The sequence below is a fragment of the Actinomadura sp. NPDC000929 genome (assembly GCF_040492065.1).
Classification (GTDB): Bacteria; Actinomycetota; Actinomycetes; order Streptosporangiales; family Streptosporangiaceae; genus Spirillospora; species Spirillospora verrucosospora.
This window is the reverse complement of sequence record NZ_JBEUPA010000028.1, coordinates 24,480-51,393: the sequence shown is the minus strand read 5'-3', so window position 1 is coordinate 51,393 and position 26,914 is coordinate 24,480. Positions and strand designations below refer to the sequence as shown.

Here is a 26,914-nt window from a genome sequence, read left to right as displayed (position 1 = left end):
CGGCTACGCGCGGCTGGGCTCGGGGCGCCGCTCGGCGGGCCGCGCGGGCGCCGCGCCGCCGTGCAGGTCGATCGCCGGCAGCACGCGGGCGAGCGGCTTCGGCAGCCACCAGTTCGCCCGTCCGAGCAGCGACATCGTGGCCGGCACCAGCACGAGGCGCACGACCGTCGCGTCCAGCGCCACCGCGACCGCGAGCCCGACCCCCATCTGCTTGATCACCAGGCCGGGGTCGGCGGCGAAGCCGAGGAACACCGCCACCATGATCAGTGCCGCGCTGCTGATCACCCGGCCGGTCGCGGCGAGCCCGGTGGACACCGAGCCGCGCGCGTCGCCGTGCAGCAGCCATTCCTCCCGGACCCGCGAGAGCAGGAAGACCTCGTAGTCCATGGAGACGCCGAACAGGACGGCGAACATCAGCAGCAGGATGAACGACGACACCGGGACGCTGTGCGGCAGGCCGAGCAGTTCCGCGCCCCACCCCCACTGGAACACGGCCGTGAGCACCCCGTACGCGGCGCCGATCGACAGCAGGTTCATCGCCGCGGCCTTCAGCGGCGCCAGCAGCGACCGGAACACGATCATCAGCATCACGAACGACGTCGCGACCACCACGCCGATCACCGGCCACAGCCGGTCCGACAGCACCCGGGACAGGTCCACGTAGATGGCGGTCAGCCCGGTGACCTCGGTGTCGGGCGGCAGCACGTCGGCCCGGATCCGGTCGACGAGACCGGTCACCCGCGCGTCCTGCGGCCCGTAGTCCGGCGTCACCATGATCACCGCGGCGTCGCCGCGCGGGGAGGCCTGCGGCGGCGCCACGGACGCGACGCCCTCGGTGGCCTCCAGCCGGTCCCGCAGCCCCGGCAGGGACGCCTCGTCGGTCCGGGTGAGGTCGACGGCGACGACGAGCGGCCCGTTGGCGCCCGCGCCGAAGCCCTCGGCGACCAGGTCGTAGGCCTGGCGGACGGTGTTGGACGTGGGCTCGCTGCTGGCGTCGCTCGGCCACGTCCGCATGCCGAGCGCCGGGGCGGCGAGCGTGAGCATCAGCACGCCGGCGGCGAGCAGCCACGGCCAGGGGTGCCGGCCGACGTGCACGGCCCACCGCCGCACCCGCGGCGACTCCACGGCGATCGCCGCGCCGGCGGCGCGGTCGCGGCGGCGCAGCACCCGGCGGCCGGCGAGGCCCAGTACGGCCGGCAGCAGCGTGACCGCGCTCAGCACGGTCGCCGCGACGACGATCCCGGTGGTGAACCCCATCGTCATGAACACCGGGATCCGCGACAGCACCAGCCCGCACAGCGCCAGGAGCACCGTGAACCCCGCGAAGATCACCGACAGGCCCGCGGTCGCGATGGCGCGTCCCACCGCCTCCGGGACGTCGAGGCCCTCCGCGAGCCCCTCCCGGTGGCGGGTCAGGACGAACAGCGCGTAGTCGATGCCGACCCCGAGACCGACCATGGTGGCGAGCGTCGGCGCGGTGGTCGCGACGTCGGTGAACGCGGCGACCAGCGTGATTCCGGACACGCCGACGCCGAGACCGGCCAGCGCGACGGCGAGCGGCAGCCCGGCCGCCACCACGGACCCGAACGCCAGCAGCAGGATGACCAGGGCCGCCACGATCCCGATCGCCTCGGCGACGCCGCCGGGCGCGGTCACGTTCTCGGGGACCTGGCCGCCGAACTCCACCTGGTAGCCGGCGGCGTCCAGGCTCCGCGTCGCCGACCGCAGCAGGTCGAGGGTCTCCTTGGGCCCGAGGTCGGTGACCGGCACCGAGTACCGGACCGTCATCAGCGCGGTCGCGCCTCCCTTGCCGATCTGCGCCGGGTCGACGCCGCTGACGTGCGGCAGCCCGCGCAGCTCCGTCGCCGCCGCCGCCAGCTTCGCCTGGTCGACCCGGCCCGTCTCCGCGTGCACCACGACCCGCGCGTCGGCCCCCGCCAGCGCGGGGAACCGCTCCTTCAGCAGGTCGGTGGCCTGCTGCGAGCCCGTCCCGGTCAGCGTGTAGTTGTCGTGCAGGGCGCCCCCGGCGACACCGGACAGTCCGGCCATCGCGGCGACGAGCACCAGCCAGACGACGATGAACCGCCAGGGCCGCAGAGCGGCGGCCCTTCCCAGGCGGTAGAGCAGACGGGACATCACTTCTCCCCCAGAACGGCGTTGTTCGACGCTCCCCAGGCTCGCGTGCGCCCCTTGCCGTCCACTTGGCGCCGACTTGCGGTCCGCCGATCCGGCCGGGCGGACCGCCGAGCCGCCCGTCCCGCCCGCCCGCGTTGCCCGTACGCTGGGGGGCGTGAGCGAGCTGAACGCCGAGGACGCGAAGATCATCACCCTGGCCCGGTCGGCGCGGGCCCGCACGGGCGCCGCCGAGGGCGCCGCCGTGCGCGACGAGACGGGCCGCACCTACTCCGCCACGAGCGTGGACCTGCCGTCCCTGAAGCTCTCGGCGCTCAAGGTCGCCGTCGCGATGGCCGTATCCAGCGGCGCCGAGGACCTGGAGGCCGCCGCCGTCGTCACCGCCGCCGAGGCCGCCGACCCCGCCGACGTCGCCGCCGTCAGGGACCTCGGCCCCAAGGCCCCGGTCCTGCTCGCCGCCCCCGACGGCAGCGTCCGCGACATCGTCCGCGGCTGAACCGGCCCGCGGCCGGGACCGTCAGCGGGAGTGGTCCGAGGCCTCCCGGCTCCTGGCGTCCGCCGGCGGGGCGCCGAGCCGCCGCACCAGGACGGTCCCGACCCGGTTGCGGCGCCCGGCGATCGTCTCGGCCTTGAGGGACAGCACGGGGCCGGGCTCGCCGGTGGAGGCCTCGTTCGTGGCGACCTCGGCGGTGGACCCCTCGATCGGGACGCGGCCGAGCGCGTGCGCGAGCAGGCCGCCGACCGTCTCGACGTCCTCGGCGTCGATCTCCACGTCGAACAGCTCGGCGAGGTCCTCCACGGGCAGGCGGGCGGTGACGCGGGCCGCGTCGTCGGAGAGCCAGGTCACCGGCGGGGTCTCCACGTCGTACTCGTCGGTGATCTCACCGACGATCTCCTCCAGGATGTCCTCGATGGTGACCAGGCCCGCGGTGCCGCCGTACTCGTCGATGACGATCGCCACGTGGATCTGCCGGGCCTGCATCTCGCGCAGCAGCTCGTCGATCGGCTTGCTGTCGGGGACGTAGGTGGCGGGCCGCATGACCGAGTCGACCGTCTCGACCGACTCGCCCTCCCGGTGCTCCTGGCTGCGCCGGACAATGTCCTTGAGGTAGGCGATGCCGACGACGTCGTCCTCGTTCTCGCCGACTACGGGGATGCGGGAGAAGCCGCTGCGCAGCGCCAGCGACATCGCCTGCCGCAGGGTCTTCGTGCGCTCGACGAACACGATGTCGGTGCGCGGCACCATCACCTCGCGGACGAGGGTGTCGCCCAGCTCGAACACCGAGTGGATCATCTCCCGCTCGACCGGCTCGATCAGGCTGCGCTGCTCGGCGAGGTCGACCAGGTCGCGCAGCTCCGCCTCGGAGGCGAACGGGCCCTCCCGGAACCCCTTGCCGGGCGTGAGGGCGTTGCCGAGCAGGATCAGCAGCCGGGGCAGCGGCCCGAACACCCGGGTCACCGGGTGGATCACGGCGGCGCCCGCCAGCGCGATCCGGTCGGCGTGCTGGATGCCGAGGGTGCGCGGCCCCACCCCGATCACCACGTAGCTGACGACGATCATCACGGCGGCGGCCGTGACGTAGGCGCGCCACGTCTCGTCCAGCCAGGAGATGCACAGATTCGCGACGATCACGGTGGCGACCAGCTCGCAGCCGATCCGCAGCAGCAGGACCATGTTGACGTAGCGGGCCGGGTCGGCGACGACCTCCGCCAGCCGCCTGGCGCCGCGCCGCCCCTCCCGGAGCGCCTCCTCGACCGTGACGCGCGAGACCCGGGCGAGCGCCGTCTCGGTGCCGGCCAGCAGGCCCGCCAAGAACACCAGGCCCACCGCCAGGGCGGACAGCCACGCCTGCGCGGTGCTCATCAACCGCCGCGTTTCTCCCGCCAGGAGGTGAGGAGCTCGGCCTGAAGGCCGAACATCTCCCGGTGCTCCTCCGGCTCGGCGTGGTCGTAGCCCAGAAGGTGCAGGATGCCGTGCGTGCACAGCAGCTCCAGCTCCTCCGCGGTGCTGTGCCCGGCCTCCCTCGCCTGCTTCTCGGCGACGGCGGGGCACAGCACGACGTCGCCGAGCAGCCCCGGGTCGGCCTCGCCGTCCTCGTCGGCGCCGCCGGACATGTGCCCGGGTCGCAGCTCGTCCATGGGGAACGACAGGACGTCGGTCGGGCCCGGCTCGTCCATCCACTTCACGTGCAGCTCGGTCATCGCGTCCTCGTCGACCAGCAGCACCGACAGCTCGGCCAGCGGGTGGACGCGCATCCCGTCCAGGACGTGCCGGCACAGGTCGGCGATGGCCTTCTCGTCGACCTCGGCGTCCGACTCGTTCAGCACCTCGATGCTCACTGCCGCCCCCGCTTGCGGGGGCCGCCGCGCGCCGCGCCCTGCTTGATCTGCGGGACCTGCTTCTCGTCAAACCGGTTGTAGGCGTCGACGATCTCGGTGACGAGCTTGTGGCGCACGACGTCGCGGCTGTCCAGCCGGGAGAAGTGGATGTCCTGGACGCCGTCCAGGATCTCCTGGACGACGCGCAGCCCGCTCAGCTGCCCGTTCGGCAGGTCGACCTGGGTGACGTCGCCGGTCACCACGACCTTCGACCCGAACCCGAGCCGGGTGAGGAACATCTTCATCTGCTCGGGCGAGGTGTTCTGCGCCTCGTCCAGGATGATGAACGAGTCGTTGAGGGTGCGGCCGCGCATGTACGCCAGGGGGGCGACCTCGATGGTGCCCGCGGCCATCAGGCGCGGGATCGAGTCGGGGTCGACCATGTCGTGGAGCGCGTCGTACAGGGGGCGCAGGTACGGGTCGATCTTCTCGTAGAGCGTTCCCGGCAGGAAGCCGAGCCGCTCGCCCGCCTCGACGGCGGGCCGCGTCAGGATGATCCGGTTGACCTGCTTGTCCTGCAGGGCGCGGACGGCCTTGGCCATGGCGAGGTACGTCTTGCCGGTGCCGGCCGGGCCGATGCCGAAGACGATCGTGTGCTTGTCGATCGCGTCGACGTACCGCCGCTGGTTCAGCGTCTTCGGGCGGATGGTCCGGCCCCGGCTGGACAGCACGTCCAGGGTGAGGACCTCCGCGGGACGCGCGCCGCTCTCGCCGCGCAGCATCGCCAGGCTGCGCTCGACGGCGTCCGGGGTGAGCTGGGTGCCGCCCTTCAGCAGTTCGAGCATCTCGGTGAACAGCCGCGAGACGAGGTCGGTCTCGTCCTCCGGGCCGGTCACGGTGATCTCGTTGCCGCGGACGTGGATGTCGATGCCGGCGCCGAACGCGTGCTCGATCGCGTGGAGCAACTCATCCCGGGAGCCCAGCAGGCTCACCATCGAGTGGTCGTCCGGCACCACGATCTTGATCTGCGAGCGCGAGCCTGTCCGGTCGTCGCGCCCCGTGCGGGTTGCCCTCGCGTGAGTTGATTCGACCATCAGCCGGGCCTTGCGGCCTATCGGACCTGCCTTCTGTCTGCTCCGGGTGTCCTGGTGTACCGGTTCCATCGTACTGGCGACCCCCGACACACCGCCGCAGCATTTTTCCGCGCGCGGCGGGCGGCTCAGCCGGGCGGCCAGTTCAGGCCACGTCCGCCCAGCACGTGGGCATGCACGTGGAACACCGTCTGGCCCGCCTGGGAGCCGGTGTTGAACACGATCCGGTAGCCGGTCTCGGCGACGCCCTCGTCGGCGGCGACCTCGTGGGCCTCGCGCACCATCTCGGCGAGCAGCTCGGCGTCCGAGGCGGCCAGCTCACCGACCGTCGGGTGGTGGTCACGCGGGATGACCAGCACGTGCGTCGGCGCCTGGGGGTTGATGTCGCGGAACGCCACCGTCCCCGCCGACTCGCGGACGATCGTGGCGGGCACGTCCCCAGAAACGATCTTGCAGAACAGGCAGTCGGTCATCTGTCTCCCCTCGCGGCGGTCCGCGACCGCGCGGAAATCCTATCGGGACCGGCGCGGGCACGGATCGCGGCCGTCCCGGCCGGACAGGATTCCCGTCGATCGAATCGCCGTAGCGGTCGGCATTTCGACCGGCCACTGGCTAAGGTTGTCAGCTCAGGCGTAACCCCCCGGTTCGCAAGGCGTTGCGGCACATCTCGCCCCCGGCGGGAACGCCCGGATCACGTCGGTTCGGACGCGCCCGTCCGAATGGACGGCGGGGGGCCGGCAAAGGCGGCGGATAGGTGACCGAGGCAAACCAGGACATGCCCTTTCGTAAACCGAGCGACGAGGGTGCGCGTCCCACTGACGTGACCGAGACCCTCGTGGCCAGGGGCACGGCGGGCGCGGTGGCCGTCGCCTGGGACGCCGATCAGGCGGTGACCGCCCTCTACAGCGCCAACTACCGTTCGCTGGTGCGCCTGGCGGCCATGCTCGTCCGGGACGCGGGGACGGCCGAGGAGGTCGTGCAGGACGCGTTCGTCGCGATGCACGGCGGCTGGCGCCGGCTGCGCGACCCGGACAAGGCCCTGTCGTACCTGCGCCAGTCGGTGGTCAACCGGTCGCGATCGGTGCTCCGGCACCGCGCCGTCGTCGAGAAGTACGCCCCCAAGGGCCTGCCCGACGCGCCGAGCGCGGAAGCCGGCGCCATCGGAGAGCTGGAGCGCTCGGCGGTGATCGACGCGCTCTCCCGGCTCCCCGCCCGCCAGCGGGAGGCGCTCGTCCTTCGCTACTACGCCGATCTGTCCGAAGCGGAGATCGCCAACGCGATGGGCATCTCCCGCGGCGCCGTGAAGAGTCATACGGCGCGCGGCATGACCGCGCTACGCAACGTCCTGGAGCAGTTCTCATGACCACCGACCCCCACGACGAGCACGGCGAGATCCTCCGCCGCGCCCTGCACGCGGAGGCGGACTCGGTCAACCCCGCGGGCGACGGCCTGGAGCGCATCCAGGCCCGTATCGCCGACGGCCGGCGCCGCCGGACCGGCCTCGGACGGTTCGGCCCGGCGCGCTTCGGGTTCGACCGGTTCACCGTGAACTGGGCGCGCCCCCTCCTCGCCGTGGCCGCGGCCGTGCTGATCGCCGCGCTGGGCGTGACGGCGCCGCAGACGATCGACATGATCCAGCAGTCGGTCGGCAGCAACAGCCCGTCCGGCGACGGGGGCGACGACACCGCCGGGGACCGCACCGGCCCGGGGATCGACCCCGAGTTCCCCGTCCCGTCCTCGCCGGGCGCCAGCACGTCGGGAGAGCCGAGCACCCCGCAGACGCCGAGCACCAGTTCCTCGCCGGGGCTGTCGTCGTGCCGCATCCCCTCGCCGGGCGCCTCGGCCGGCTCGACCGCCACGCCGACGCCGGCGACCACGCCGTGCCCGAGCGAGACCCCGACGCAGGCGCCCCCCACTACGCCGGCCCCGCCCACGTCCACGACGCCCCCGCCGCCGAGCAAGCCCACCGAGCAGCCGACGCCGTCCGAGACGAGCGAGCCCGCGGTGACGACCGAGCAGAACCCCGCCACCACCCCGTGACGGCGCCCGCCGGCGCTACCAGCGGCCGGTGGCGGCCAGCAGCACGCTGGCCGCCGCGACTCCCGCGGTCGAGGTGCGCAGGACGGTCGGGCCGAGCCGAGCCGGACGCCCGCCCGCCGCGGCGAAGCGCTCCAGCTCGTCCTCGCTGATCCCGCCCTCGGGGCCGACCACGAGGACGATGTCGCCCCGCTCGGGCGGCTCCACGGCGCTCAGCGGCGCCTCGGCCTCCTCGTGCAGGACCAGGGCGAGGGACGCGCCGGCGATCCGCTCGGCGACGTCCTCGGTGGACTCCAGCTCCGCCACCTCGGGCAGGCGGCCGCGCCGCGCCTGCTTGCCGGCCTCGCGGGCGGTCGCGCGCCAGCGTCCGAGGGCCTTGTCGCGCCGCTCCGGGCGCCAGCGGGTGACGCACCGGGACGCCGACCACGGGACGATCTCGTCGACGCCGACCTCGGTCATGGTCTCGACCGCGAGCTCGCCCCGGTCGCCCTTCGGGAGGGCCTGGACGACCACGAGGCGGGGCGCGGGCGGGGGCTCCCGGTGCCGGGCCAGCACGTCCAGCGTGAGGGACGCCCGGTCGGCCGCGGTGACGACGCATTCGGCCAGCAGGCCCTCGCCGTCGGTCAGGTCGACCCGCTCCCCCGGCCGCAGCCGCCGCACGGCCGCCGCGTGCCGGCCCTCGGGCCCGTCGAGCAGGACGCGGTCGCGTTCCAGCTCGGCGGTTCCGGCGAGAAAGACCGGCGGGCTCATCCGAGCCGTCCGGGAGAACCGGGGCTCCGGCGGGCGTCGCTCATCGCTGCCACCCTGCTCCTCAATCGCCGCGGCGGCCTTCCTCGTAGGCCGCCGCCACCGCGCTTCAGTGCTGGTTGAAGACGTCCTTGAGACGGGAGAACACGCCGCGCTGCCCGGGGGCGAACCTGCCGGGCGGGCGCTCCTCGCCGCGCAGCACCGCGAGCCGCCGCAGCAGCTCCTCCTGCTCCTCGTCGAGCCTGTTCGGCGTCTCCACGTTGACGTGGATCATCAGATCGCCGCGGCCGCTCTCGTTGAGGTGCCGGACGCCACGGTTGTAGAGCGTGATGACCTGGCCCGACTGCGTTCCGGGCTTGATGTCGACGCTCTCGGCGGCGTCCAGCGTCTCGATCGTGACGCTGGTCCCGAGCGCCGCCGCCGTCATCGGGATCTCGACCGTGCAGTGCAGGTCGTCGCCCTCCCGCTCGTAGATCGGGTGCGGCTTCTCCACGATCTCCAGGAACAGGTCGCCGGGCGGGCCGCCGCCCGGGCCGATCTCGCCCTCGCCGGCGAGCTGGATGTGGATGCCGTTCTCCACGCCGGCCGGGATCTTGACCTTGACGGTGCGCCGGGTGCGGACCCGGCCGTCGCCGGAGCACTCGGTGCACGGGTTGCGGATCACCGAGCCGAAGCCGCCGCACGCCGGGCACGGCCGGGCCGTCATGACCTGGCCGAGGAACGAGCGCTGGACCTGCTGCACCTCGCCGCGGCCGTGGCACGTCTCGCACGTCTCCGGGTGGGTGCCGGGCGCGCAGCCCGACCCCTCGCAGGTCGTGCAGGCGACCGCCGTGTCGATGGACAGCTCGCGGGTGGTGCCGAACGCGGTCTCGGCGAGGTCGAGCTCGACCCGCAGCGTCGCGTTGCGGCCGCGCCGCGCGCGCGACCGCGGGCCCCGCGAGGTCGCGGTGCCGAAGAAGGCGTCCATGATGTCGCTGAACGGGAACCCGGCGCCGCCGAACCCGCCGGCCCCGGCCCCGCCCGCGGACGCGAACGGGTCCGCGCCGAGGTCGTACATCTCGCGCTTCTTGGGGTCGGAGAGCACCTCGTAGGCCTGGGTGATCTCCTTGAACCGCTCCTGGGTCTCCGGATCCGGGTTGACGTCCGGGTGGAGTTCCCGCGCGAGCCGGCGGTAGGCCTTCTTGACCTCGTCGGCGCTGGCGTCCCGCCGGACGCCCAGGGTCGCGTAGTAGTCGTTCGCCACTTACGACCCCGCCAGGATCTGTCCCACGTAGCGTGCCACTGCCCGTACCGCTCCCATCGTGCTGGGGTAATCCATGCGTGTCGGCCCGAGCACTCCCAGCCGGGCCAGAGTGAGGTCGCCCACCCCGTAGTCGGCGGCGACGACCGAGGTCGACTTGAGCCCCAGGTCGGGGTTCTCGGTGCCGATCCGCACCGTAACTGTAGAGGAGTCGCCGGTCTCGCCGAGCAGCCGCATGAGGACCACCTGCTCCTCCAGCGCCACCAGCACCTCCCGCAGGCTCTGCGAGAAGTCCACGGCGGCGAGGTTGGCCGCCCCGGCGAAAACGATCTTCTCCTCGTGCTTCTCGACGAGCGTCTCCAGCAGGACCGACAGGACCGCCGCCGCCACCGGCCGCTCGTCCGGGCCCACCTTGTCGGGCAGGTCCGCCACGGCCGCCGGGACCTCGCCGAAACCGAGCCCGTCCAGGCACGTGTTGAGCAACGCCCGCAGGTGGCCGATCGATTCCTCGGAGATCTGCCCGGTCTCGATGACCCGCTGCTCGACCCGGCCGGTGTTGGTGATCAGGACGAGCAGCAGCCGCCCCTCCGCCACCGGGACCAGCTCCACGTGCCGGACCGCCGAGCGGGTCAGCGACGGGTACTGCACCACCGCGACCTGCCGGGTCAGCTGCGCGAGCAGCCGCACCGTCCGGCCGACGACGTCGTCGAGGTCGTAGGCCCCCGACAGGAACGTCTCGATCGCGCGGCGCTCGGCGACCGACAGCGGCTTGATCGTGGACAGCCGGTCGACGAACAGCCGGTAGCCCTTGTCGGTGGGGACGCGCCCGGCGCTGGTGTGGGGCTGGGCGATGTAGCCCTGCTCCTCCAGCACCGCCATGTCGTTGCGGATGGTCGCGGGCGACACCCCGAGGTTGTGCCGGTCGGCCAGCGCCTTGGATCCCACCGGCTCGTTGGTGGAGACGTAGTCCTCGACGATGGCGCGCAGGACCGCTAGTTTCCGGTCGTCCAGCACGATGTCACCTCCTTCGTCCGGCCGGTCCGTGCCACTGGCACTCCTTGCTTTCGAGTGCCAAGTCTACGGCCCGGACGGCTCGACTGGAGCGCCCCCGCACTCTCCGCATGGCTGCGTGATCCTATCCGGCCCGGAAACCGCCGCCACGCCGAAGAACGCGGGGCGGCGCCGCACGGGCGTCCCGCCCGGTTAATGTGCGGATCTGTGCGGAGTAAGAACTACGGAAACGACGTGCTGGGCGGCGACTGGCGGCGGCCCCGCAAAGGCCAGATCCCGGAGGTCCCCGCCGAGCCCGGCCTGGTCGCCGAGGATCCCGACAGCGGATTCTGCGGCGCCGTGGTCGGCTGCGACAAGTTCGGCGTCACCCTGGAGGACCGGTTCGGCAAGCGCCGGGTCTTCCCGCTGACCAGGTCCGGGTTCCTCATCGACGGGAAACCGGTCACCCTCGTCCGGCCCTCCGCCGCGCCCGCGGGCCCGGCGCGGTCGGCCTCCGGGTCGATCGCCGTCCAGGGCCTGCGGGCGCAGGTCGCCAAGGAGAGCCGCATCTACGTGGAGGGCCTCCACGACGCCGAGCTGGTCGAGAAGATCTGGGGCCACGACCTGCGCGTCGAGGGCGTCGTCGTCGAGTACCTCGAAGGCGTGGACGACCTGCCCGCCATCGTCGAGGAGTTCGCACCCGAGGAGGGACGGCGCCTCGGCGTCCTGGTCGACCACCTCGTGGACGGGTCCAAGGAGTCGCGGATCGCCGCCCGGGTCACCTCGCCGCACGTCCTCGTGACCGGCCACCCCTTCATCGACATCTGGGAGGCCGTCAAGCCCGCGTCCGTCGGCATCCGCGCCTGGCCCCGCATCCCCCGCGGCGTCCCCTGGAAGGAGGGCGTGATCGCCGAACTCGGCTGGGGCGACGACACGGGCGCCGCCTGGAAACGCATCCTCGGCTCCGTGAACGCCTACACCGACCTGGAGCCCGCCCTCCTCGGCCGCGTGGAGGAACTCATCGACTTCGTGACCGCCTAGCCCAGGGCCCCTGGAGGAGGTCAGGTGAGGGCCCGGACCACGGCGTCGGCCAGAAGGCGGCCCTTGAGGGTGAGGACGGCTCGGCCCTGCTCGTAGGGGGCGGGCTCGACCAGGCCGTCGGCTATCGCTCTGCGGGCGGCGCCGTCGTCCAGGAGGTGGGCGGGGCAGCCCTGGGCGAGGCGCAGTTCGAGCATGACGCGTTCGATGTGCCGGTCCTCGTCGGTGAGGATCTCCCTGGCGTGGGCGGGCGTGGTGCCCTCGGCGAGGCGGGCGGCGTAGGCGGCGGGGTGCTTGACGTTCCACCAGCGGGTGCCGCCGACGTGGCTGTGGGCGCCCGGGCCGACGCCCCACCAGTCGGCGCCCGTCCAGTAGAGCATGTTGTGCCGGCATGCGGCGCGCGGGTCGGCGGCCCAGTTGGAGATCTCGTACCAGTGCAGGCCGTTGCCGCTGAGCAGCTCGTCGGCGATCAGGTAGCGGTCGGCCATGGCGTCGTCGTCGGGGGCGGTCAGTTCGCCGCGCCGCACCTGCGCCGCCAGGCGGGTGCCCTCCTCGACGATGAGCGCGTAGGCGGACACGTGGTCGGGCTCCGCCGCCAGGGCCGCCTCCAGGGAGCCCCTCCAGTCGTCGTCGGTCTCCCCTGGCGTCCCGTAGATGAGGTCGAGGTTGATGTGCTCGAAACCCGCCTTGCGCGTCCACTCGACGACCTGCGGGACGCGTCCGGGCGTGTGCGCGCGTTCCAGGACGGCCAGGACGTGCTCGCGCGCGCTCTGCATGCCGTAGGAGACGCGCGTGAAGCCGGCTTCGCGGAGTCCGGCGACGTACGCCTCGTCCACCGACTCCGGATTGGCCTCGGTGGTGACCTCCGCGCCCGGGGCGAGCCCGAACTCGGCGTCGATGGCGGAAAGGACGCGGCCCAGGTCGTCCGGCGGGAGAAGGGTCGGCGTGCCGCCGCCCACGAAGACGGTCTCCACGGGAAGGTCCACGTCGCCGAGCACTCGCCGGGCCATGCGGACCTCGCGGATCGCGGTGTCGGCGTAGGAGTCGCGGCTCGCCCCTGGGCCGAGCTCCGTCGCCGTGTAGGTGTTGAAGTCGCAGTACCCGCACCGGGTCACGCAGAAGGGCACGTGCACGTAGAAGGCGAACGGGCGCTTTCCGAGGCCGTCCAGGGCAGCGCCGGGCAGCGCACCGTCGGCCGGCACGGGATCTCCGTCAGGGAGCGTCGAGGGCACCTGTCCAGTCTGCCCCGCTCCGCCGCCTGCTTCGACCGGGCGGTCAGGCGTCCCCGAGCTTGTCGCGGAGCCAGTCGGGGACGTGCTCGGCCGCGCGGGGGAAGCGGTCGAGGTCCTGGACGTACGCGGACGGGGCCAGCGGCGGGGTGAAGTCGGGCTCGCCGTCGTAGTCGAACTCGGCGCTGAAGTGGCCGGAGCGCTCGACCTGGAGGCGCGCGGTGAACCAGGCGCCCTTGTCGGCCCGGTACATGACGCGGCGCAGCTCGTCCATCTTCCCGACGGCCTGGCCCGGGGGCAGGGCCGTGCGGCGCCCGCCGCCCGGGCCCTCGACCTCGAAGGAGGCGCTGTCGATGCCGACCGTCGCGCGGAACTCGAAGTCGAGCCGCTGCCAGCCCGCGGGGGCGGCCGAACGCAGCGCGCGCACGGCGCCGTTCACCGTCTCCCGCTCCTTCTCGGAACGCAGAACCTGGTCGGGGTGGGTCACGCTGCCTCCGCGAGGTCGGCCGGGTTCGGTTGATCAAGGCGCCGTACCCGTCCGACCGTACCGCCATCGGCGCCCATGCCAAGCAGCCGCCGCCGTGTCGCGGCCGACCGGCGCGACTTGCGTCGCCGACCGCCTGAGGAGCCGCAACGAATACGGATAAGGTCGTCGGGATGCGAAATGAGGGTGCGACCGGCCGGGGACGCGTTCCCGCCCGGGTGCTGCTGCGCGGCGAGCCGGACGGCTGGCACTGGGTGCTGGTGGACGACGCGGGCGCCGAGCGGCGCTCGGACTTCGCCGGCGCGGGGACGCGCTGGTCCCCGCGCGGCCGCTCCGACCCGGAACCGGCGTGGTGGCGCCGCCGGCTCGCCGAGACGGCCGACGGCCTGCGGGAGGCGGTCGCCGAGCGGCTGACCGACGCGACGTTCCGCGAGTTCGGCGCCGAGGCCGCGGTGACCTGGTTCGCGGTGGCCGAGCCCGTCGAGTGGGAGGGCATCGTCACCCTCCGGGAGGCCGATCCGGCGCGGTTCCCCGGCCGCGTGCCGCCGTTCGTGGTCACGCTGGAGCCGGGGCGCGGGGCGCTGCTGCCGGACGCGAGCCTGCTGTTCTCCACCCGCGCCGCGGACGCCTGGACGACCCTCGCCGCGATCGCCGAGCGGTGCGGCACCCTCCCGCCGAAGTCGTCGTTCTTGTGCGGGTGGGCCGGGCACCGCAGCGTCCGGGTGGGGCGCGGGACGCTGGCGCTGTCCACCGGGCGGGGCGACGACGGCGTCGAGCGGCTCGCGCAGATCTGCGGGACGCGGACGTCCGGCTGGAGCGGCAACCCCGAGATGCGGTTCCGGCTCGACGGCGTCGACCTGCTCGACGAGCCCGCCGGCGACGTCGTCGCGCTGCTGCGGGAGCTCGGCCACGAGATCGCCCGGCGCGGCCGCTCGGTCCACCTGGCGGCCTGCGGGCTCACCCTCCACGCGCCCGACGGGGCGGACGAGGCGGAGCGGTTCACCGGCGTGTCCCTGGGGGTGCCCGCGGGGCTGTCGCCGCTGTGGGCCGGTTCCTGACCCGCGCGACTCGCCGGCGCACACGGAGCCGTCACCCACGGGGGACCTCGCCGTCACCCGAACGCAACCGCGGCCGCCTAGGTTCCCCGATCATGAGAAGCCGCGCGCGCCATGCAGTGCTCGCCGTGACCGGCGCAGCCCTCGCCGGCGCTCCCCTCGCCCTCACCGCCCCCGCCCACGCCGCCGGACCGCCCGGCACGATCAACGTCCACCGCGGCGGCCCCGCCCGGTCGCTGCCGTTCACCGCCCGCCGGGACGGGGAGGCGGTGATCTCCTTCACCGCGTCCGCCCCCGGCGTCTCCTGGGCTCACCGGGGCGCCGAGTCGGCCGTCGTGTCGATCGCCGTCGACGGGCGCCATGTGACCGACCTCGTCGTCCCCTCGTCCGACCCGGTCCCCCGCAGCCTCGGGCTCGGGCACGTCGGGAAGGGGCGCCACAAGGTGACACTGCGGTTCGCCAAGGGCAGCGCGCCCGCCGCACGGCGCGTCACCCTCCGGCGGCCCGCGGTCGGCATGCCGGAGGCGGAGGCGCTCGCCCTGCGCCACGCGCCCGTCGTCGTCGGGCGGACCGGCTGGCCGTTCGGCGACCCCTACCAGAACGCGACCACCGACACCCCCCTTCTCGCGTGGCACGAGACCCGTCCCGCCGCCGTCCCCGGCCACAAGATCATCGAGTACTCGGTGGTGTGGAGCAACGAGGACGGCGGCACCGACACGCCCGCGCTGATGGCCCGCTGGGGCCGGACGACCGACATCGAGTGGATCTACCGGGTCGAGGTCGACGCGTCCGGCCGGCGCGTGGACGGCACCGCCGTCTACCAGGCGCCGATGCACCTGACCCTGAAGTTCACGGGCCGCTACGAAGGCGACCATCCCGTCCTGCAGACCTGCACCCAGAACAACAACATGTGCGACGTGATCTCGCCGGACCCGCCGCTGCGCTTCCTGCTCGACGCCGGCGGCACGCGCCCGGACGGCCGGGCCCGCGAGGCCGTCATGGACCGCGAGCCGTGGACCTACCGGATCGCCGCGCAGGAGATGGTCCGCGAAAAGAAGATCGAGAACCCGTCCGATCCGGCGACGCGCGAGGTCGGCGACCAGCGGACGTACCTGTTCGTGGAGTTCGCCAAGACGACGGGCGCCGCGACCGGGCCGGGGGCGGTCCCGGGCGTCGCGCTCGGGGTGCGCCTGAAGGCCGACCCGTCCCGGCTCTACCGCTCCGACCACGACGAGCCGACCTGGTCGATCGACCGTGACGGCGCCGTCGCCACCACCGTCGAGCTGCCGGAGGGGACCGCGGTCTCCGACCTCGCGAGCATCGAGGCCCTCCGCCGTCCCACCGGAACCGGGGACAACGGCGCGCCGGCCACCGTGACGTCCATCAACCGCGGGTTCTTCCTGGACGGCTCGTTCCTGCCGCAGCCCTCGTCGGTCGCGTGGAAGGGCTCGGTCACGCTCACGCAGGCGGCCCCGTCCGCCGTCCTCTGGCGTCCCTGACACCGCACCGGGCGTCCCCGGACGTCCCCCGGGCGGGCCCGTGGCACGAATCGGCCACGGCCCGCCCGTTCGCGGGAACCTGGGCGAACTTCACGCACGTCCAAGGAGTCATACACTTCGCCAATAGCTCTCATAGCGAACCGGAGAGGACGTCCGCCATGGCCTACGGGCACCCCCCGTCGCCCGGCCAGGGACAGCAGCCCCAGTGGCAGCAGCAGCAGGCCCCCTGGCAGCAGCCCGGAAACGCCTGGCAGCAGCCGCAGCAACCCCAGGGCGGCATGGGCTGGCAGCAGCAGCCGCCTCAGGGCGGGAACGATTTCCAGGGCGGGAGCAACACCGCCCAGATGCCCGGCGACTTCGGACCCGTCACCGACGACGAGAGGACGTGGTCGCTGATGGCGTACGTGGGCCAGTTCCTCGTCGGCGTGATCGCCCCGGCCGTCGTCTACCTCGGCAAGGCCCGCTCGCCGTTCGTGCGCAGGCACGCCGCGCAGGGCCTCAACATGGGCATCGCGGCCATCGCCGTGTGGTTCGTCTTCGGCCTGCTGTCGCTGGTCGCCGACTTCCTCATCTGGGTGCCGCTGCTCTTCACGGCCGTGGAGATGGTCTTCCTGGTGTACGCGGGCAGGGCCGCCAACCGCGGCGAGTTCCGGCGCGTCCCGGCCCCGGTGGCCTGGCCCCTGCTGAAGTAGCGGCTACTTCTTGCCCTTGTCGGCGTCGCCGCCCCCGGTCGAGAGGGCGGCGACGAAGGCCTCCTGCGGGACGTCCACCCGCCCGATGGTCTTCATCCGCTTCTTGCCCTCCTTCTGCTTCTCCAGCAGCTTGCGCTTGCGGGAGATGTCGCCGCCGTAGCACTTGGCGAGGACGTCCTTGCGGATGGCGCGGATGTTCTCGCGGGCGATGATACGTGCCCCGACCGCGGCCTGGATCGGCACCTCGTACTGCTGCCGCGGGATCAGCTCCTTGAGCTTGGCCGTCATCATCAGGCCGTACTCGCGGGACTTGTCCTTGTGCACGATCTGGCTGAAGGCGTCCACCGACTCGCCCTGCAGCAGGATGTCGACCTTCACCAGGTCGGACTCCTGCTCGCCGCTGGGCTCGTAGTCGAGCGAGGCGTACCCGCGCGTCTTCGACTTCAGCTGGTCGAAGAAGTCGAAGATGATCTCGGCGAGCGGGAGCGTGTAGCGGATCTCGACGCGGTCCTCCGACAGGTAGTCCATGCCGAGCAGCACGCCGCGGCGTCCCTGGCACAGCTCCATGATCGCGCCGATGTGGTCGGACGGGGACAGCACCGTCGCCTTCACCACCGGCTCGTACACCGTGCCGATCTTGCCCTCGGGGAACTCGCTGGGGTTGGTGACGACGTGCTCCGTCCCGTCCTCCATCACGACCCGGTACACCACGTTCGGCGCGGTCGAGATCAGCGACAGGTCGAACTCGCGCTCCAGCCGCTCCCGGACGATCTCCATGTGCAGCAGCCCGAGGAAGCCGCAGCGGAACCCGAACCCGAGCGCCGCGGACGTCTCGGGCTCGTAGACCAGCGCGGCGTCGTTCAGCCGCAGCTTGTCGAGCGCGTCGCGCAGCTCGGGGTACTGGTCGCCGTCCACCGGGTACAGGCCGGAGAACACCATCGGCTTCGGGTCGCGGTAGCCGCCGAGCGCCTGGGCGGCCTGCCGGGACGCGCCGGTCACGGTGTCGCCGACGCGCGCCTGCCGGACGTCCTTCACCCCGGTGATCAGGTAGCCGACCTCGCCGACGCCGAGGCCCTGCACGGGCTTGGGCTCCGGGGAGATCACGCCGACCTCCAGGGTCTCGTGCGCGGCCCCGGTCGACATCATCAGGCTCTTCTCGCGCCGCGACAGGTGCCCGTCCATGATCCGGACATAGGTGACGACGCCCCGGTAGGTGTCGTAGACCGAGTCGAAGATCAGCGCCCGGGCGGGGCCGTCGGAGTCCCCGACGGGCGCCGGCACCTCCTCGACGATCTTGTCGAGCAGCTCGCGGACGCCCTCGCCCGTCTTGCCGGACACGCGCAGCACGTCCGCGGGGTCGCAGCCGATGATCCCGGCCAGCTCCTCGGCGTACTTCTCCGGCTGCGCCGCCGGGAGGTCGATCTTGTTGAGGACGGGGATCAGGTGCAGGTCGGCCTCGAGCGCCAGGTACAGGTTGGCGAGCGTCTGCGCCTCGATGCCCTGCGCCGCGTCCACCAGCAGGACCGCGCCCTCGCACGCCGCGAGCGACCGCGACACCTCGTAGGAGAAGTCGACGTGGCCCGGGGTGTCGATCAGGTTGAGGACGTGGTCGACGCCGCCGGCCGTCCAGGGCAGCCGGACCGCCTGGCTCTTGATCGTGATGCCGCGCTCGCGCTCGATGTCCATGCGGTCGAGGTACTGGGCGCGCATCTGGCGCTCCTCGACCACTCCGGTCAGCTGCAGCATCCGGTCCGCGAGGGTCGACTTGCCATGGTCGATGTGCGCGATGATGCAGAAGTTGCGGATGATCGCGGGATCGGTCTTGTCAGGCTGGGGCGCTGGCACCGGGGTCCGTTCGCAATGCTCACAGGTGGACAGGGATCTGTGCCTCCCATAGTCCCATGTCCCGCCCGATGCTCCGTGCACGGTCCGGTTTGGGACCGGCCCCGGTGATTGGTAAGCTGTGCGACTGCGTGTGGCGTAGCGTCGTGCCCCGGGGGCACCGTCCCGCCCCCGTTCAGACATTTTCGTCAGCGCCTGCCGATACGCGCAGGCCCAGGATCGCGACCAAGCTGAGGCTCTACGACGTGGCTAACATCAAGTCCCAGATCAAGCGCAACAAGCAGAACGAGAAGGCCCGCCTGCGCAACAAGGCCGTCAAGTCCGAGCTGAAGACGGCGATCCGCAAGTTCCGCGAGGCCGCCGAGGCCGGCAACGTGGACGACGCCGTCGCCGCGCAGCGGTTCGCCGCGCGCAAGCTGGACAAGGCCGTCAGCAAGGGCGTCATCCACAAGAACCAGGCTGCCAACCGCAAGTCGGCGATCGCCCGGCAGGCCGCCGCCCTGCAGGCCAAGTAAGAGCCGCACGCCCGGGGCCGGCCGCGCGCCGGCCCCGACGCATGTCCATGGACGAGCGCCGCGCGGTCAAGATCTCCAAGTATCTCGCCAAGCACCTGCGGCACCGCCCCGAGCGGATCGGCCTCACGCTCGATCCCGAGGGATGGGCGGACGTCGCCGACCTGCTCTCGGCCGCCGCCGCCCACGGGTTCGCGCTCACCCGCGCGGAACTCGACCACGTGGTGGCGGTCAACGACAAGCAGCGCTACGAGCTCGCCGGCGACCGGATCCGGGCCGTCCAGGGCCACTCGGTCCCCGTCTCGCTGAACCTGCCGGTGACGCCCCCGCCGGAACTGCTGTACCACGGCACCGTGCGTCGTTCCGTCGACCCCATCCTGCGGGAGGGCCTGCTGCCCATGGGGCGGCACGCCGTCCACCTGTCGCCCGACCTCGAAACGGCCCGGCGCGTCGGCGCCCGGCGCGGCGCCCCCGTCGTGCTGACCGTCCAGGCCGGCCGCATGGCGGCCGACGGTCACGAGTTCCGCGTCAGCGCGAACGGGGTGTGGCTGGTCGACGCGGTCCCGCCGGAATATCTGAGCGAATGACCTCGGCGGCGGCCCAGTCGGGGACGTGCCGCACCCAGTCGGGCCCTTCCTTCGGCCCGAACAGGTACCGGTACGGGACGATCTCGCGGATGGCGCGGTGCACGTCCAGCCGGTCGTCGATCATGTGGGTGATCCCGAGTTCCGCGCAGTGCCGCGCCTTGTCCTGCCGCTTCCGGCAGAACCGCACGTTGCTCCGCGGCAGGCCCGTCCGCCCGTAGAAGTCGTGGTGGTCGAGCCAGGCCAGCGTCCTCTCCCGGATCCGGTCGCCGCACTTGGAGATGATCCACGCCCGTCCCCCGAACGCCTCGACCAGGCCGGGCAGCACCTCGTAGACGCCGTCGGTGGCAGGGGACGCGAGGGCCTCCTCGAAACTCCCGTCGAGAAAGACGGTGTCGTCCTCACCGGGGGCCCGAAGGCCGCCATGGATGACCCGGCCGAAATCGACGCCGAGCCGCGGTTCGCTGTTCATGCCCCAACCTTCGGCCCGCGCACCCTAGAACAGAACTATCGATCATCTCCGCGGCTATAGTCCCTGCCTATGGACTTGAGCCGCCTCTCCACGGACGCGCTCGCCTCGTTCGCGGTCTTCGCCGACCACCTCAACTTCACCCGCGCCGCCGAAGAGCTCCACATCTCCCAGCCCGCCCTGCACGTCAAGGTGCGAAGGCTCGGCGACACGCTGGGCCGTCCCCTCTACACCCGGCACGGGCGCCGCCTGGCCCTCACCCCCACCGGGGAGCAGGTCGCCCGCTTCGCCCGCGACCTCGACGCCCGCATGACGGCGTTCCTCGCGGACGTCCACGGCACGTCCCCCACCCGTGTCCCGGCGCTGGCCGCCGGGGAGGGCGCCTACCTCTACCTCCTCGGCGGCGCCGTCCGCCCCGGCATCCGTCTGATCAACGGCGGCCGCGCCCGCACCCTCGCCGCCGTCCGCACCGGCCGCGCCGACCTCGGCGTCGCCGTGCTCGACGTGCTGCCCGCCGACGTCGCCGCCGTCCCGCTGGCGTCCTACCCCCAGACCCTCGTCATGCCGGACGGCCACCCCCTCGCCGCGAGGCCACACCTCACCCTCGCCGACCTCGCCGGCGCGTCCCTCGTCGTCCCGCCTCCCGAGGGCCCGCACCGCATCACCCTCGAACGCGCCCTGCGCGCCGCCGAGGTGCCCTGGTCCCTGGCCGTCGAGGCCGCGGGCTGGCCCCTGATGCTGCACTTCGCGTCCCTCGGCGTCGGACTCGCCGTCGTCAACGGCTGCGTCCCCCCTCCCCCGGGCCTGACGGCGCGCGAGATCATCGACCTGCCCGCCGTCCCCTACTACGCTCTCCACCTGCCGGACAGGGCCGACGACCCCCTCGTCACCGGACTCCTGGCCGCCGTCCGCACATCGCTGAGGAGCGCTCCGTGCACTTCGAGACCTCCGTCGACATCGACGCCCCGCCCGAGACCGTCTGGAACCTCCTGAAGGACGTCGAACGCTGGCCCGGCATGACCGCCTCGATGGACCGCGTGGAACTCCTCGACGAACCCTTCACCCTCGGCAGCCGCGCCCGCGTCCACCAGCCGAGACTCCCCGCGACCGTCTGGACCGTCACCGCCTTCGACGAGAACAGGACCTTCACCTGGGAGTCCCGCTCCGCGGGCATCACCACGACCGGCGGCCACGAGGTCGCCCCCGCCCCCGGCGGCAGGTCGACCGTCCGCCTCACCCTCGACCAGAAGGGCCCGCTGGCCCCCCTCTTCGCCCTCCTGGCCGGCCGCCTCTTCCGCCGCTACGTGGCGATGGAGGCCGAGGGCCTGAAGACCAAGGCCGAACAAGGCCCCACCCCCTAGAAGGACGGCCCTGGCGCCGTCAGGCGGACGGGCGGAGGCCGGTGAACATGATGCTCAGCGTCCGCCGGCGCAGGTCGGCGTCCCAGCCTCCGTGCAGTGCGCCCTGACAGGCGCTGACCAGCAACGCCATCACCTCGTCGAGCCGGATCTCCGCAGCGATCGCGCCCGACTCCTGCCCGCGCGCCAGCAGCTCTCCTACCGCGTCACTCAGCGATCCAAGCGGCCCGGTGATCGGCACTTCCGTCCCCTCCGCCGCCAGCAGGCTGACGACGGCCCGGTTCGCGGCGGTCCGCTCCACGAGCCGCGCGAAGAACTCGAACAGCGCGCCTTCGGGATCCCCGTCGGCGACGAGTTCCGCCGCGTCGTCCGTGACCTGCTGCAACAGCCGTTTCATCAGGGCCCGCAGCAGGTCGCCCTTCGTCGGGAAGTGCCGGAAGACGGTACCGATCGCCACGCCCGCCCGCCGCGCCACCTCCTCCGTCGACGCGTCCGGGCCGGCGGCGGCGAACACCTCCTCCGCCGCCTCCAGGATCCGCTCCCGGTTGCGCCGCGCGTCCGCGCGCATCAGCCGCCCCTCCCTGGACAACATGAGTCCCGACTCATTATCTTCATTTTATGAGTCATCACTCATCTTAGGAGGGCTCCATGCCGACCGCACCACGCGAACTCTTCGGCCAGATGCAGCAGCGTTGGCTCGACCACCCGGCCTCCCACATCGGCGACCTCCTCACCGACGACGCCGTCATCGAGACCCCCTTCGCTCCGCCCGGCCACCCGACCAGATTCGAGGGCAGGCAGCGGTTCCTGGACTTCGCCGAGCCGCAGCGGGCCGCGTTCCCCGTCCGGTTCGACGCCTGCCGCACCCTCGCCGTCCACGACACCCACGACCCGAACACGATCGTGGTGGAGTACGAGCTGACCGGCACGAACACCAAGACGGCCAAGCAGTCCACGGCCGCCTTCATCGCCGTCCTCACAGCCCGCGACGGCAAAGTGGCCCGCTGGCGCGAGTACCAGAACACCCTCGCCATCATCCAGGCCCTCACCTAACCGCCCCACAACACAAACCCGCCCCCACACCCCACATGAACGCCCGACCACAACCGCTGTCCTACGATTCGCCGGTCCGTGTTTCGGTCGCTACCTCGGATGTCGCGCGCCTCGCGCTGGAGCTTTCGTTCGAGCTGGCGGGGGCCGGTTCGCGCTGTCGGCGCGGTCGGCTTTCCGTCGGCGGGTCAGCCGCGGGCGGCGACTATTCGGGCGACGGTCTTCTCCAGGGCGTAGGCGGGGTCGGCGGCGCCGCCCTTGACCTCCGCGTCGGCCTCGGCGACGGCGGTCAGCGCCCGCGCGACCCCGTCTCCCGACCAGCCGCGCAGCTGCTTCTGCACCCGATCGATCTTCCACGGCGGCATGCCCAGGTCCTTGGCCAGGGCCGCTCCCCGCGCGCCGCGCGGAGCGCCGCCGACCTTGGCCAGTCCGCGCACGCCCTGGGCGAGCGCGCTGACGATCAGGACGGGCGCCACACCGGTCGCCAGCGCCCAGCGGAGCTGCTCGAGGGCCTCGGCGAGCTGTCCCTCGATCGCCTTGTCCGCCACGGTGAAGCCGCTGACCTCGGCGCGCCCGCGGTAGTAGCGGGCGATGGCCGCATCGTCGATCTTTCCGCCGGTGTCGGCGACGAGCTGGCTGCAGGCCGCGGCCAGCTCGCGCAGGTCGTTGCCGACGGCCTCGATCAGCCCCCGCGCGCCGTCCGCCGAGATCTTCCCGCCCGCCTTGCGGATCTCGCCCCGGACGAAGTCGACCCGCTCCCCGGCCTTGGTGACCTTCGGGCACGAGATCTTGCGCGCCTTGAGCTTGGTCAGCCCGTCCACCAGGGCCTTGCCCTTGGCGCCGCCGGGGTGGACGGCGACGAGCACGACGTCCTCCGCCGGTGTCTTGGCGTATCTCAGCACCTCGGCCGTCAGGTCCTTGCCCAGATCCTGCGCCGAACGCAGCACGAGGACCTTCCCGCTGCCGAACAGCGACGGCGACGTCAGCTCGGCGATGCGTCCGGGCTCCAGCCCTCCCGGAGCCAGGTCGATGACCTCGGTCTCCGGATCCCCCGCCCGCACCGACGCGACGACGTCTCCGACCGCCCGATCCACGAGCAGCTCTTCATCACCGACGACCAGAATGATGGACTCAACCGACACCCTTGCAGCATGCCACGCCCCACCCACCCCCGCGGCCGACCACGAGGATCCCTCCCCCGACGCCTGGGTCAGTGGCGGGGGACGGTGACGAGACCGGACCGGGCGCGGGCTATGGCTATGTCTCCTTCCCTGTCGGTGCGGTGGATCTGGGTGTGGAGGCGGCCCAGGAGGGCGAGGGTGGCGCCGGACGGGTGGCCGTAGTCGTTGCGGGCTCCGACCGAGATCAAGGCGATGGAGGCTTGGGCGGCGGCCAGGAAGGCCGGGTCCTGGCTGCGCGAGCCGTGGTGCGGGACCTTCAGCACCTGGACGCGGGGGACACTCGCTTCCAGGGCGCGCTGGGCTTCCAGTTCCACATCGCCGGCCAGGAGAGCGCTGAAGCCCGGTTTACGGGCGACGAGGACCACGCTCGCGTTGTTGATCGTGGTGCCGTCGTCCCCGGGTGACAGGGCGGGGCCGGTGGTCAGCGGGGCCAGGACGGAGAGGGTGAGGTCTCCGACGCGCCACTGCCGGCCGGTCTCGGCGGGGTCGACGCGGAGGCCGGACGTGCGGCGCGCCTCGCGGCCCGAGGTGCGGGGCGTGATCAGCACCTCGCGGACGGCGCGGCCGTGGCGGACGCCGGAGACGCCGTTGATGTGGTCGGCGTGCGGGTGGGTCAGGACCATGAGCGGTACGTCGGTCACGCCGAGGCGGCGAAGGCAGCGGTCCACCGGGGCGGGGTCGGGGCCCGCGTCCACGACGACGGCCTGACCCGGCCCGGCCGACAGCGCCAGGGCATCGCCCTGGCCGACGTCGCAGGCGACCATCTGCCAGCCGGGCGGCGGCCATGACGGGGCGATGACGCGCAGGGCGACGACTCCGATGAGGACCCCGGTCATGGCCGCGGCCGCGAGGAGGCGGAGACGGCGGCTGCGCAGGGCCAGGGCCGCCGCCCCCGCGCCCAGGAGGAGCGTGGTGGCGCCCAGGGCGCCGCTCGTCCACGGCATGGTCGCGTAGGGCAGCGACGCGGCGGTTCGCGCGACCCAGATGATCCAGCCCACGGCCAGGCCGGCGGGCCACACGATCACGCGGGCGAGCGGCGGGGAGAAGGGGGCGGTGACCGCGGCGAGGGCGCCCAGGAGGGTGGCGGGGGCGACGGCCGGGGCCGCGAGCAGGTTGGCGAACACGGAGACGACGCCGATCTCCCCGGACAGCATCACCAGGACGGGCGCGACGGCCGCCTGGGCGGCGGCCGCGACGGCGAGGGCGGCCGCGAGCGGGCCCGGCATCCGGCGGGCGAGCCGCTCGTGCCAGGGCGGGGCCAGGACGAGCAGGCCGGCCGTCGCGAGGGCCGACAGCGCGAACCCGTAGGAGCGCGCCAGTTCCGGGTCGATGAGGACGAGGAGCAGCACCGCCGCCGCCAGGGCGGGCAGGCCCTGGCGCTGCCGTCCGGTGAGCAGCGCCAGAAGGCTGATCAGGCCCATGACGGTCGCCCGGAGGACGCTCGGCTCGGGACGGGCGACGACCACGAACGCGCACACGGCGAGGACGGCGACGGGTGGGGCCCGGCGCCGGCCGAGCCCGGCGAGGCGGCACAGCCCGAGGACCGCCCCGATGACGATCGCCAGGTTCGCGCCGGAGACCACGAGGAGGTGGGTGAGCCCGGCGATGCGGAACTCCTCCGCGAGTTCCGGGTCGAGGCGCGAGGTGTCGCCGACGACCATCGCCGGAAGGACCGCGCGCCTGTCGGGCGGGAGCCGGGCCACGGCCGCTCGCAGCCTCGCCCGCACGTGCTCGGCGGCGCGCTGGATCGCCGACGGCGGCCCGAGGACGGCCGGCGGCCCGCGCACGATCACGACCGCGGCGAGCAGGCCGGGGCCCCTCGGCGGCACGAAGCGGCCGCGGAGCCGGACGCGCTGGCTGGGGATCAGGCGCTGCCAGCGCGGATCCGAGGCGATCAGCAGCACCGGGACGCGGACCCCGGTTCGCTCCACGGCCTCCGCCCGCGCGCGGATGATGATCACTGGTCGCCCGTTCCCGGGCCTGGCCCGCGGGTCCCCGGTCACCACGGCCTCGGCCGTCGCGAACCGTCCCGCACGGGCCAGCTCTCGCGCGGGGCCCGTCCCGACGGCCGTCGTCCGCAGCGCCACCCCGCAGGCCGACGCCGCGGCGCAGGCCAGGGCCGCCCCGGCGAGCAGCCGCCACCCGTTCCCCGACCCCGCACCGCCGCCTTCCGCCCGCCGCGCGATCGGAACGAGTCGTCTGAGGGAGCGCTCGAACCGGCCGCCGCCCACACCCCGCGCGACATCGCCGCCAAGGCGGGACGCAGCGAAGGAGCGGTCGCGCTGGTTGCCGTTCTTGGGTCGGGCGGGGCTCTGCTGCGGGTGGCGGGAGTTGTCGGCACTCGTCTGCAATGTGGGGTCGCCGTTCGGGGGATGCGTGGGGGTGAGTTCGTGAGAGTCAACTGGGTGTTCCGGGGTGTCTGCGTTTCGGGGAAGAGGTGCTTGCTCCTTGGGCGGTGAGGTGCTTGCGGGTGGGCGGTGGGTGGTCAGGAGATAGAGGGACGCGGCGGCGGCGGTCGCCGCCAGGCCGTAGATGAGGGGCCCGGGCAGCCCTATGGTCGCGGCGGCGGCGAGCCAGGTGGCGAGCGCCGGGGCCAGGAGGCGGAGGTCGTGGGTCAAACCCGGACCATCGCCTTCAGGTCGGCGAACCGGTGGGCGCCGATGCCGCTGACGTCCTGGAGTTGCTCGACGGAGCGGAAGCCGCCGTGCTGGGTGCGGTAGGCGACGATGCGCTGGGCGAGGACGGGCCCGACGCCGGGAAGGTCGTCCAGTTGGCCGGGGGTGGCCGCGTTGAGATCGAGAGGGGCTCCGGGCGCGCCCGGAGCGGGCGGGGCCGCGCCGCCGGGCGGCGGTGGGGGCGGGGACGGCGCGCGGACGCCGACGGGGATCTGCTCGCCGTCCACCAGGGGGCGGGCCAGGTTGAGGGCGCCCGTCTTCGCGCCCGGACGGACCCCGCCCGCGGCCTTGATGGCTTCGGCGACCCGGGAACCGGACGGCAGGGTGATCACGCCCGGGTGCTCGACCTTGCCGAGGACGTGGACGACCACCGGGGAGGACGCCGAGGATGCCGGGGCGGCCGACAGGGTGGGACGCGGTTCGACGAGGGAGGCGGTCGCCGCGGGGGCCGCCGGCTGGGGGCGCGGCCGGGCGAGCCAGAGATATCCGACGGCCACCAGGGCGGCGAGCACGCCGACGAGGACGAGCGTGCGGACGTGGGAGCGGTCGGGCGTCGCGCGTAACCGGGCGGCCGGCGGCGCGTCGGCCGAGGCGGCGAGCGGCTTCCACCGGCCCGTGAGTGCGTGCAGGCGGTCTTCGATGTCAGGTCTCATGGAGCCTGACGTTAAGGAGGCCGGCCGGGCGGGTGC

Annotated in this window: 28 protein-coding genes; 12 read left to right on the top strand and 16 right to left on the bottom strand. The window is 73.2% G+C overall.

The annotated features are described in order from the left end of the window. Nucleotides 1-3 precede the first annotated feature (3 nt). Nucleotides 4-2,136, bottom strand: a complete 2,133-nt coding sequence (locus tag ABWI04_RS13490; RefSeq protein WP_353832591.1) for an MMPL family transporter — start codon at nucleotides 2,134-2,136, stop codon at nucleotides 4-6. A 154-nt stretch (nucleotides 2,137-2,290) separates the two neighbouring features. On the opposite strand from ABWI04_RS13490, the gene ABWI04_RS13485 reads away from it, so the two are divergent. Beyond that, nucleotides 2,291-2,629 carry a cytidine deaminase-like protein gene (locus ABWI04_RS13485; RefSeq protein ID WP_345174421.1) on the top strand — a complete coding sequence of 113 codons (339 nt, stop codon included), beginning with the start codon at nucleotides 2,291-2,293 and terminating at the stop codon, nucleotides 2,627-2,629. Nucleotides 2,630-2,650: 21 nt separating this feature from the next. On the opposite strand, the gene ABWI04_RS13480 is transcribed toward ABWI04_RS13485, so the two are convergent. The 4 genes from ABWI04_RS13480 to ABWI04_RS13465 all read right to left on the bottom strand — a co-directional run bounded on the left by ABWI04_RS13480 (nucleotide 2,651) and on the right by ABWI04_RS13465 (nucleotide 6,016). Continuing rightward, nucleotides 2,651-3,997 carry a hemolysin family protein gene (locus tag ABWI04_RS13480; protein WP_345174420.1) on the bottom strand — a complete coding sequence of 449 codons (1,347 nt, stop codon included), beginning with the start codon at nucleotides 3,995-3,997 and terminating at the stop codon, nucleotides 2,651-2,653. After that, nucleotides 3,997-4,473: an rRNA maturation RNase YbeY gene (gene ybeY / locus ABWI04_RS13475; RefSeq protein WP_345174417.1), complete on the bottom strand. Its 477-nt coding sequence runs from the start codon at nucleotides 4,471-4,473 to the stop codon at nucleotides 3,997-3,999. Before ybeY ends, ABWI04_RS13480 begins: the two co-directional genes overlap by 1 nt. After that, nucleotides 4,470-5,546 carry a PhoH family protein gene (locus tag ABWI04_RS13470; RefSeq protein WP_345174415.1) on the bottom strand — a complete coding sequence of 359 codons (1,077 nt, stop codon included), beginning with the start codon at nucleotides 5,544-5,546 and terminating at the stop codon, nucleotides 4,470-4,472. The genes ybeY and ABWI04_RS13470 overlap by 4 nt, the downstream gene beginning before the upstream one ends. A gap of 125 nt (nucleotides 5,547-5,671) precedes the next feature. Then, a complete protein-coding gene (locus ABWI04_RS13465; RefSeq protein ID WP_345174413.1) occupies nucleotides 5,672-6,016 on the bottom strand; it encodes a histidine triad nucleotide-binding protein in 345 nt (114 codons plus the stop codon). A gap of 302 nt (nucleotides 6,017-6,318) precedes the next feature. Here ABWI04_RS13465 and ABWI04_RS13460 point away from each other — a divergent pair, with 302 nt between their 5' ends. Next, nucleotides 6,319-6,906: a SigE family RNA polymerase sigma factor gene (locus tag ABWI04_RS13460; protein ID WP_052357332.1), complete on the top strand. Its 588-nt coding sequence runs from the start codon at nucleotides 6,319-6,321 to the stop codon at nucleotides 6,904-6,906. Continuing rightward, nucleotides 6,903-7,583, top strand: a complete 681-nt coding sequence (locus ABWI04_RS13455; RefSeq protein WP_353832590.1) for a hypothetical protein — start codon at nucleotides 6,903-6,905, stop codon at nucleotides 7,581-7,583. The genes ABWI04_RS13460 and ABWI04_RS13455 overlap by 4 nt, the downstream gene beginning before the upstream one ends. A 15-nt stretch (nucleotides 7,584-7,598) precedes the next feature. On the opposite strand, the gene ABWI04_RS13450 is transcribed toward ABWI04_RS13455, so the two are convergent. From ABWI04_RS13450 to hrcA, 3 genes are all read right to left on the bottom strand, one after another. Continuing rightward, nucleotides 7,599-8,330, bottom strand: coding sequence for a 16S rRNA (uracil(1498)-N(3))-methyltransferase (locus tag ABWI04_RS13450; protein ID WP_353832589.1), 732 nt, complete (start codon nucleotides 8,328-8,330; stop codon nucleotides 7,599-7,601). Between the two features lie 106 nt (nucleotides 8,331-8,436). Then, nucleotides 8,437-9,570 (bottom strand): molecular chaperone DnaJ, encoded by a 1,134-nt coding sequence (gene dnaJ / locus ABWI04_RS13445; RefSeq protein WP_353832588.1) that lies wholly within the window; start codon nucleotides 9,568-9,570, stop codon nucleotides 8,437-8,439. Beyond that, nucleotides 9,571-10,581, bottom strand: coding sequence for a heat-inducible transcriptional repressor HrcA (gene hrcA / locus ABWI04_RS13440; RefSeq protein ID WP_345174401.1), 1,011 nt, complete (start codon nucleotides 10,579-10,581; stop codon nucleotides 9,571-9,573). It lies immediately after the preceding gene. Nucleotides 10,582-10,785: 204 nt separating this feature from the next. On the opposite strand from hrcA, the gene ABWI04_RS13435 reads away from it, so the two are divergent. Continuing rightward, complete coding sequence (locus ABWI04_RS13435; RefSeq protein WP_353832587.1) at nucleotides 10,786-11,598, top strand: DUF3097 domain-containing protein; 813 nt, start codon at nucleotides 10,786-10,788, stop codon at nucleotides 11,596-11,598. 20 nt (nucleotides 11,599-11,618) lie between these two features. Here ABWI04_RS13435 and hemW read toward each other — a convergent pair whose 3' ends face one another. Both hemW and ABWI04_RS13425 read right to left on the bottom strand, forming a co-directional pair. Next, the gene (hemW, locus tag ABWI04_RS13430; RefSeq protein WP_353832586.1) at nucleotides 11,619-12,827 is read right to left on the bottom strand and encodes a radical SAM family heme chaperone HemW; all 1,209 of its coding nucleotides are present in this window, start codon (nucleotides 12,825-12,827) and stop codon (nucleotides 11,619-11,621) included. Nucleotides 12,828-12,870: 43 nt separating this feature from the next. After that, nucleotides 12,871-13,311 carry an antitoxin YezG family protein gene (locus ABWI04_RS13425; protein ID WP_353832585.1) on the bottom strand — a complete coding sequence of 147 codons (441 nt, stop codon included), beginning with the start codon at nucleotides 13,309-13,311 and terminating at the stop codon, nucleotides 12,871-12,873. 170 nt (nucleotides 13,312-13,481) lie between these two features. On the opposite strand from ABWI04_RS13425, the gene ABWI04_RS13420 reads away from it, so the two are divergent. The 3 genes from ABWI04_RS13420 (at nucleotide 13,482) to ABWI04_RS13410 (ending at nucleotide 16,554) form a co-directional block, all read left to right on the top strand. Further along, nucleotides 13,482-14,366: a hypothetical protein gene (locus tag ABWI04_RS13420; RefSeq protein WP_345174392.1), complete on the top strand. Its 885-nt coding sequence runs from the start codon at nucleotides 13,482-13,484 to the stop codon at nucleotides 14,364-14,366. Between the two features lie 125 nt (nucleotides 14,367-14,491). Next, entirely contained in the window at nucleotides 14,492-15,862 is a 1,371-nt protein-coding gene (locus ABWI04_RS13415; protein ID WP_353832584.1) for a hypothetical protein, read from the top strand. A 158-nt stretch (nucleotides 15,863-16,020) separates the two neighbouring features. Next, on the top strand, nucleotides 16,021-16,554 hold the full coding sequence (locus tag ABWI04_RS13410) for a DUF4870 domain-containing protein (RefSeq protein WP_353832583.1): 534 nt from the start codon (nucleotides 16,021-16,023) through the stop codon (nucleotides 16,552-16,554). A 3-nt stretch (nucleotides 16,555-16,557) separates the two neighbouring features. Here ABWI04_RS13410 and lepA read toward each other — a convergent pair whose 3' ends face one another. Beyond that, nucleotides 16,558-18,399 (bottom strand): translation elongation factor 4, encoded by a 1,842-nt coding sequence (gene lepA, locus ABWI04_RS13405; RefSeq protein ID WP_345174386.1) that lies wholly within the window; start codon nucleotides 18,397-18,399, stop codon nucleotides 16,558-16,560. A gap of 242 nt (nucleotides 18,400-18,641) precedes the next feature. On the opposite strand from lepA, the gene rpsT reads away from it, so the two are divergent. Next, entirely contained in the window at nucleotides 18,642-18,911 is a 270-nt protein-coding gene (rpsT, locus tag ABWI04_RS13400; protein ID WP_141577350.1) for a 30S ribosomal protein S20, read from the top strand. A gap of 41 nt (nucleotides 18,912-18,952) precedes the next feature. Next, nucleotides 18,953-19,495 carry an RNA 2'-phosphotransferase gene (locus ABWI04_RS13395; protein ID WP_502913129.1) on the top strand — a complete coding sequence of 181 codons (543 nt, stop codon included), beginning with the start codon at nucleotides 18,953-18,955 and terminating at the stop codon, nucleotides 19,493-19,495. Here the strand turns inward: ABWI04_RS13395 and ABWI04_RS13390 are convergent. Continuing rightward, a complete protein-coding gene (locus ABWI04_RS13390) occupies nucleotides 19,437-19,964 on the bottom strand; it encodes a hypothetical protein (RefSeq protein ID WP_345174381.1) in 528 nt (175 codons plus the stop codon). The genes ABWI04_RS13395 and ABWI04_RS13390 overlap by 59 nt on opposite strands. Before the next feature lie 69 nt (nucleotides 19,965-20,033). Here ABWI04_RS13390 and ABWI04_RS13385 point away from each other — a divergent pair, with 69 nt between their 5' ends. After that, nucleotides 20,034-20,954, top strand: a complete 921-nt coding sequence (locus ABWI04_RS13385) for a LysR family transcriptional regulator (protein ID WP_353832582.1) — start codon at nucleotides 20,034-20,036, stop codon at nucleotides 20,952-20,954. After that, nucleotides 20,894-21,322 carry an SRPBCC family protein gene (locus tag ABWI04_RS13380; protein ID WP_345174377.1) on the top strand — a complete coding sequence of 143 codons (429 nt, stop codon included), beginning with the start codon at nucleotides 20,894-20,896 and terminating at the stop codon, nucleotides 21,320-21,322. The genes ABWI04_RS13385 and ABWI04_RS13380 overlap by 61 nt, the downstream gene beginning before the upstream one ends. Before the next feature lie 19 nt (nucleotides 21,323-21,341). Here the strand turns inward: ABWI04_RS13380 and ABWI04_RS13375 are convergent, their stop codons facing one another. Beyond that, the gene (locus ABWI04_RS13375; protein WP_345174376.1) at nucleotides 21,342-21,911 is read right to left on the bottom strand and encodes a TetR/AcrR family transcriptional regulator; all 570 of its coding nucleotides are present in this window, start codon (nucleotides 21,909-21,911) and stop codon (nucleotides 21,342-21,344) included. Nucleotides 21,912-21,967: 56 nt separating this feature from the next. On the opposite strand from ABWI04_RS13375, the gene ABWI04_RS13370 reads away from it, so the two are divergent. Continuing rightward, a complete protein-coding gene (locus ABWI04_RS13370; RefSeq protein ID WP_353832581.1) occupies nucleotides 21,968-22,372 on the top strand; it encodes a nuclear transport factor 2 family protein in 405 nt (134 codons plus the stop codon). Between the two features lie 185 nt (nucleotides 22,373-22,557). Here the strand turns inward: ABWI04_RS13370 and holA are convergent, their stop codons facing one another. From holA to ABWI04_RS13355, 3 genes are all read right to left on the bottom strand, one after another. Then, a complete protein-coding gene (holA, locus tag ABWI04_RS13365) occupies nucleotides 22,558-23,511 on the bottom strand; it encodes a DNA polymerase III subunit delta (protein WP_353832580.1) in 954 nt (317 codons plus the stop codon). 68 nt (nucleotides 23,512-23,579) lie between these two features. Further along, nucleotides 23,580-26,168: a ComEC/Rec2 family competence protein gene (locus tag ABWI04_RS13360; RefSeq protein WP_353832579.1), complete on the bottom strand. Its 2,589-nt coding sequence runs from the start codon at nucleotides 26,166-26,168 to the stop codon at nucleotides 23,580-23,582. Continuing rightward, nucleotides 26,165-26,878, bottom strand: coding sequence for a ComEA family DNA-binding protein (locus ABWI04_RS13355; RefSeq protein WP_353832578.1), 714 nt, complete (start codon nucleotides 26,876-26,878; stop codon nucleotides 26,165-26,167). Before ABWI04_RS13355 ends, ABWI04_RS13360 begins: the two co-directional genes overlap by 4 nt. Between the last annotated feature and the right edge of the window lie 36 nt (nucleotides 26,879-26,914).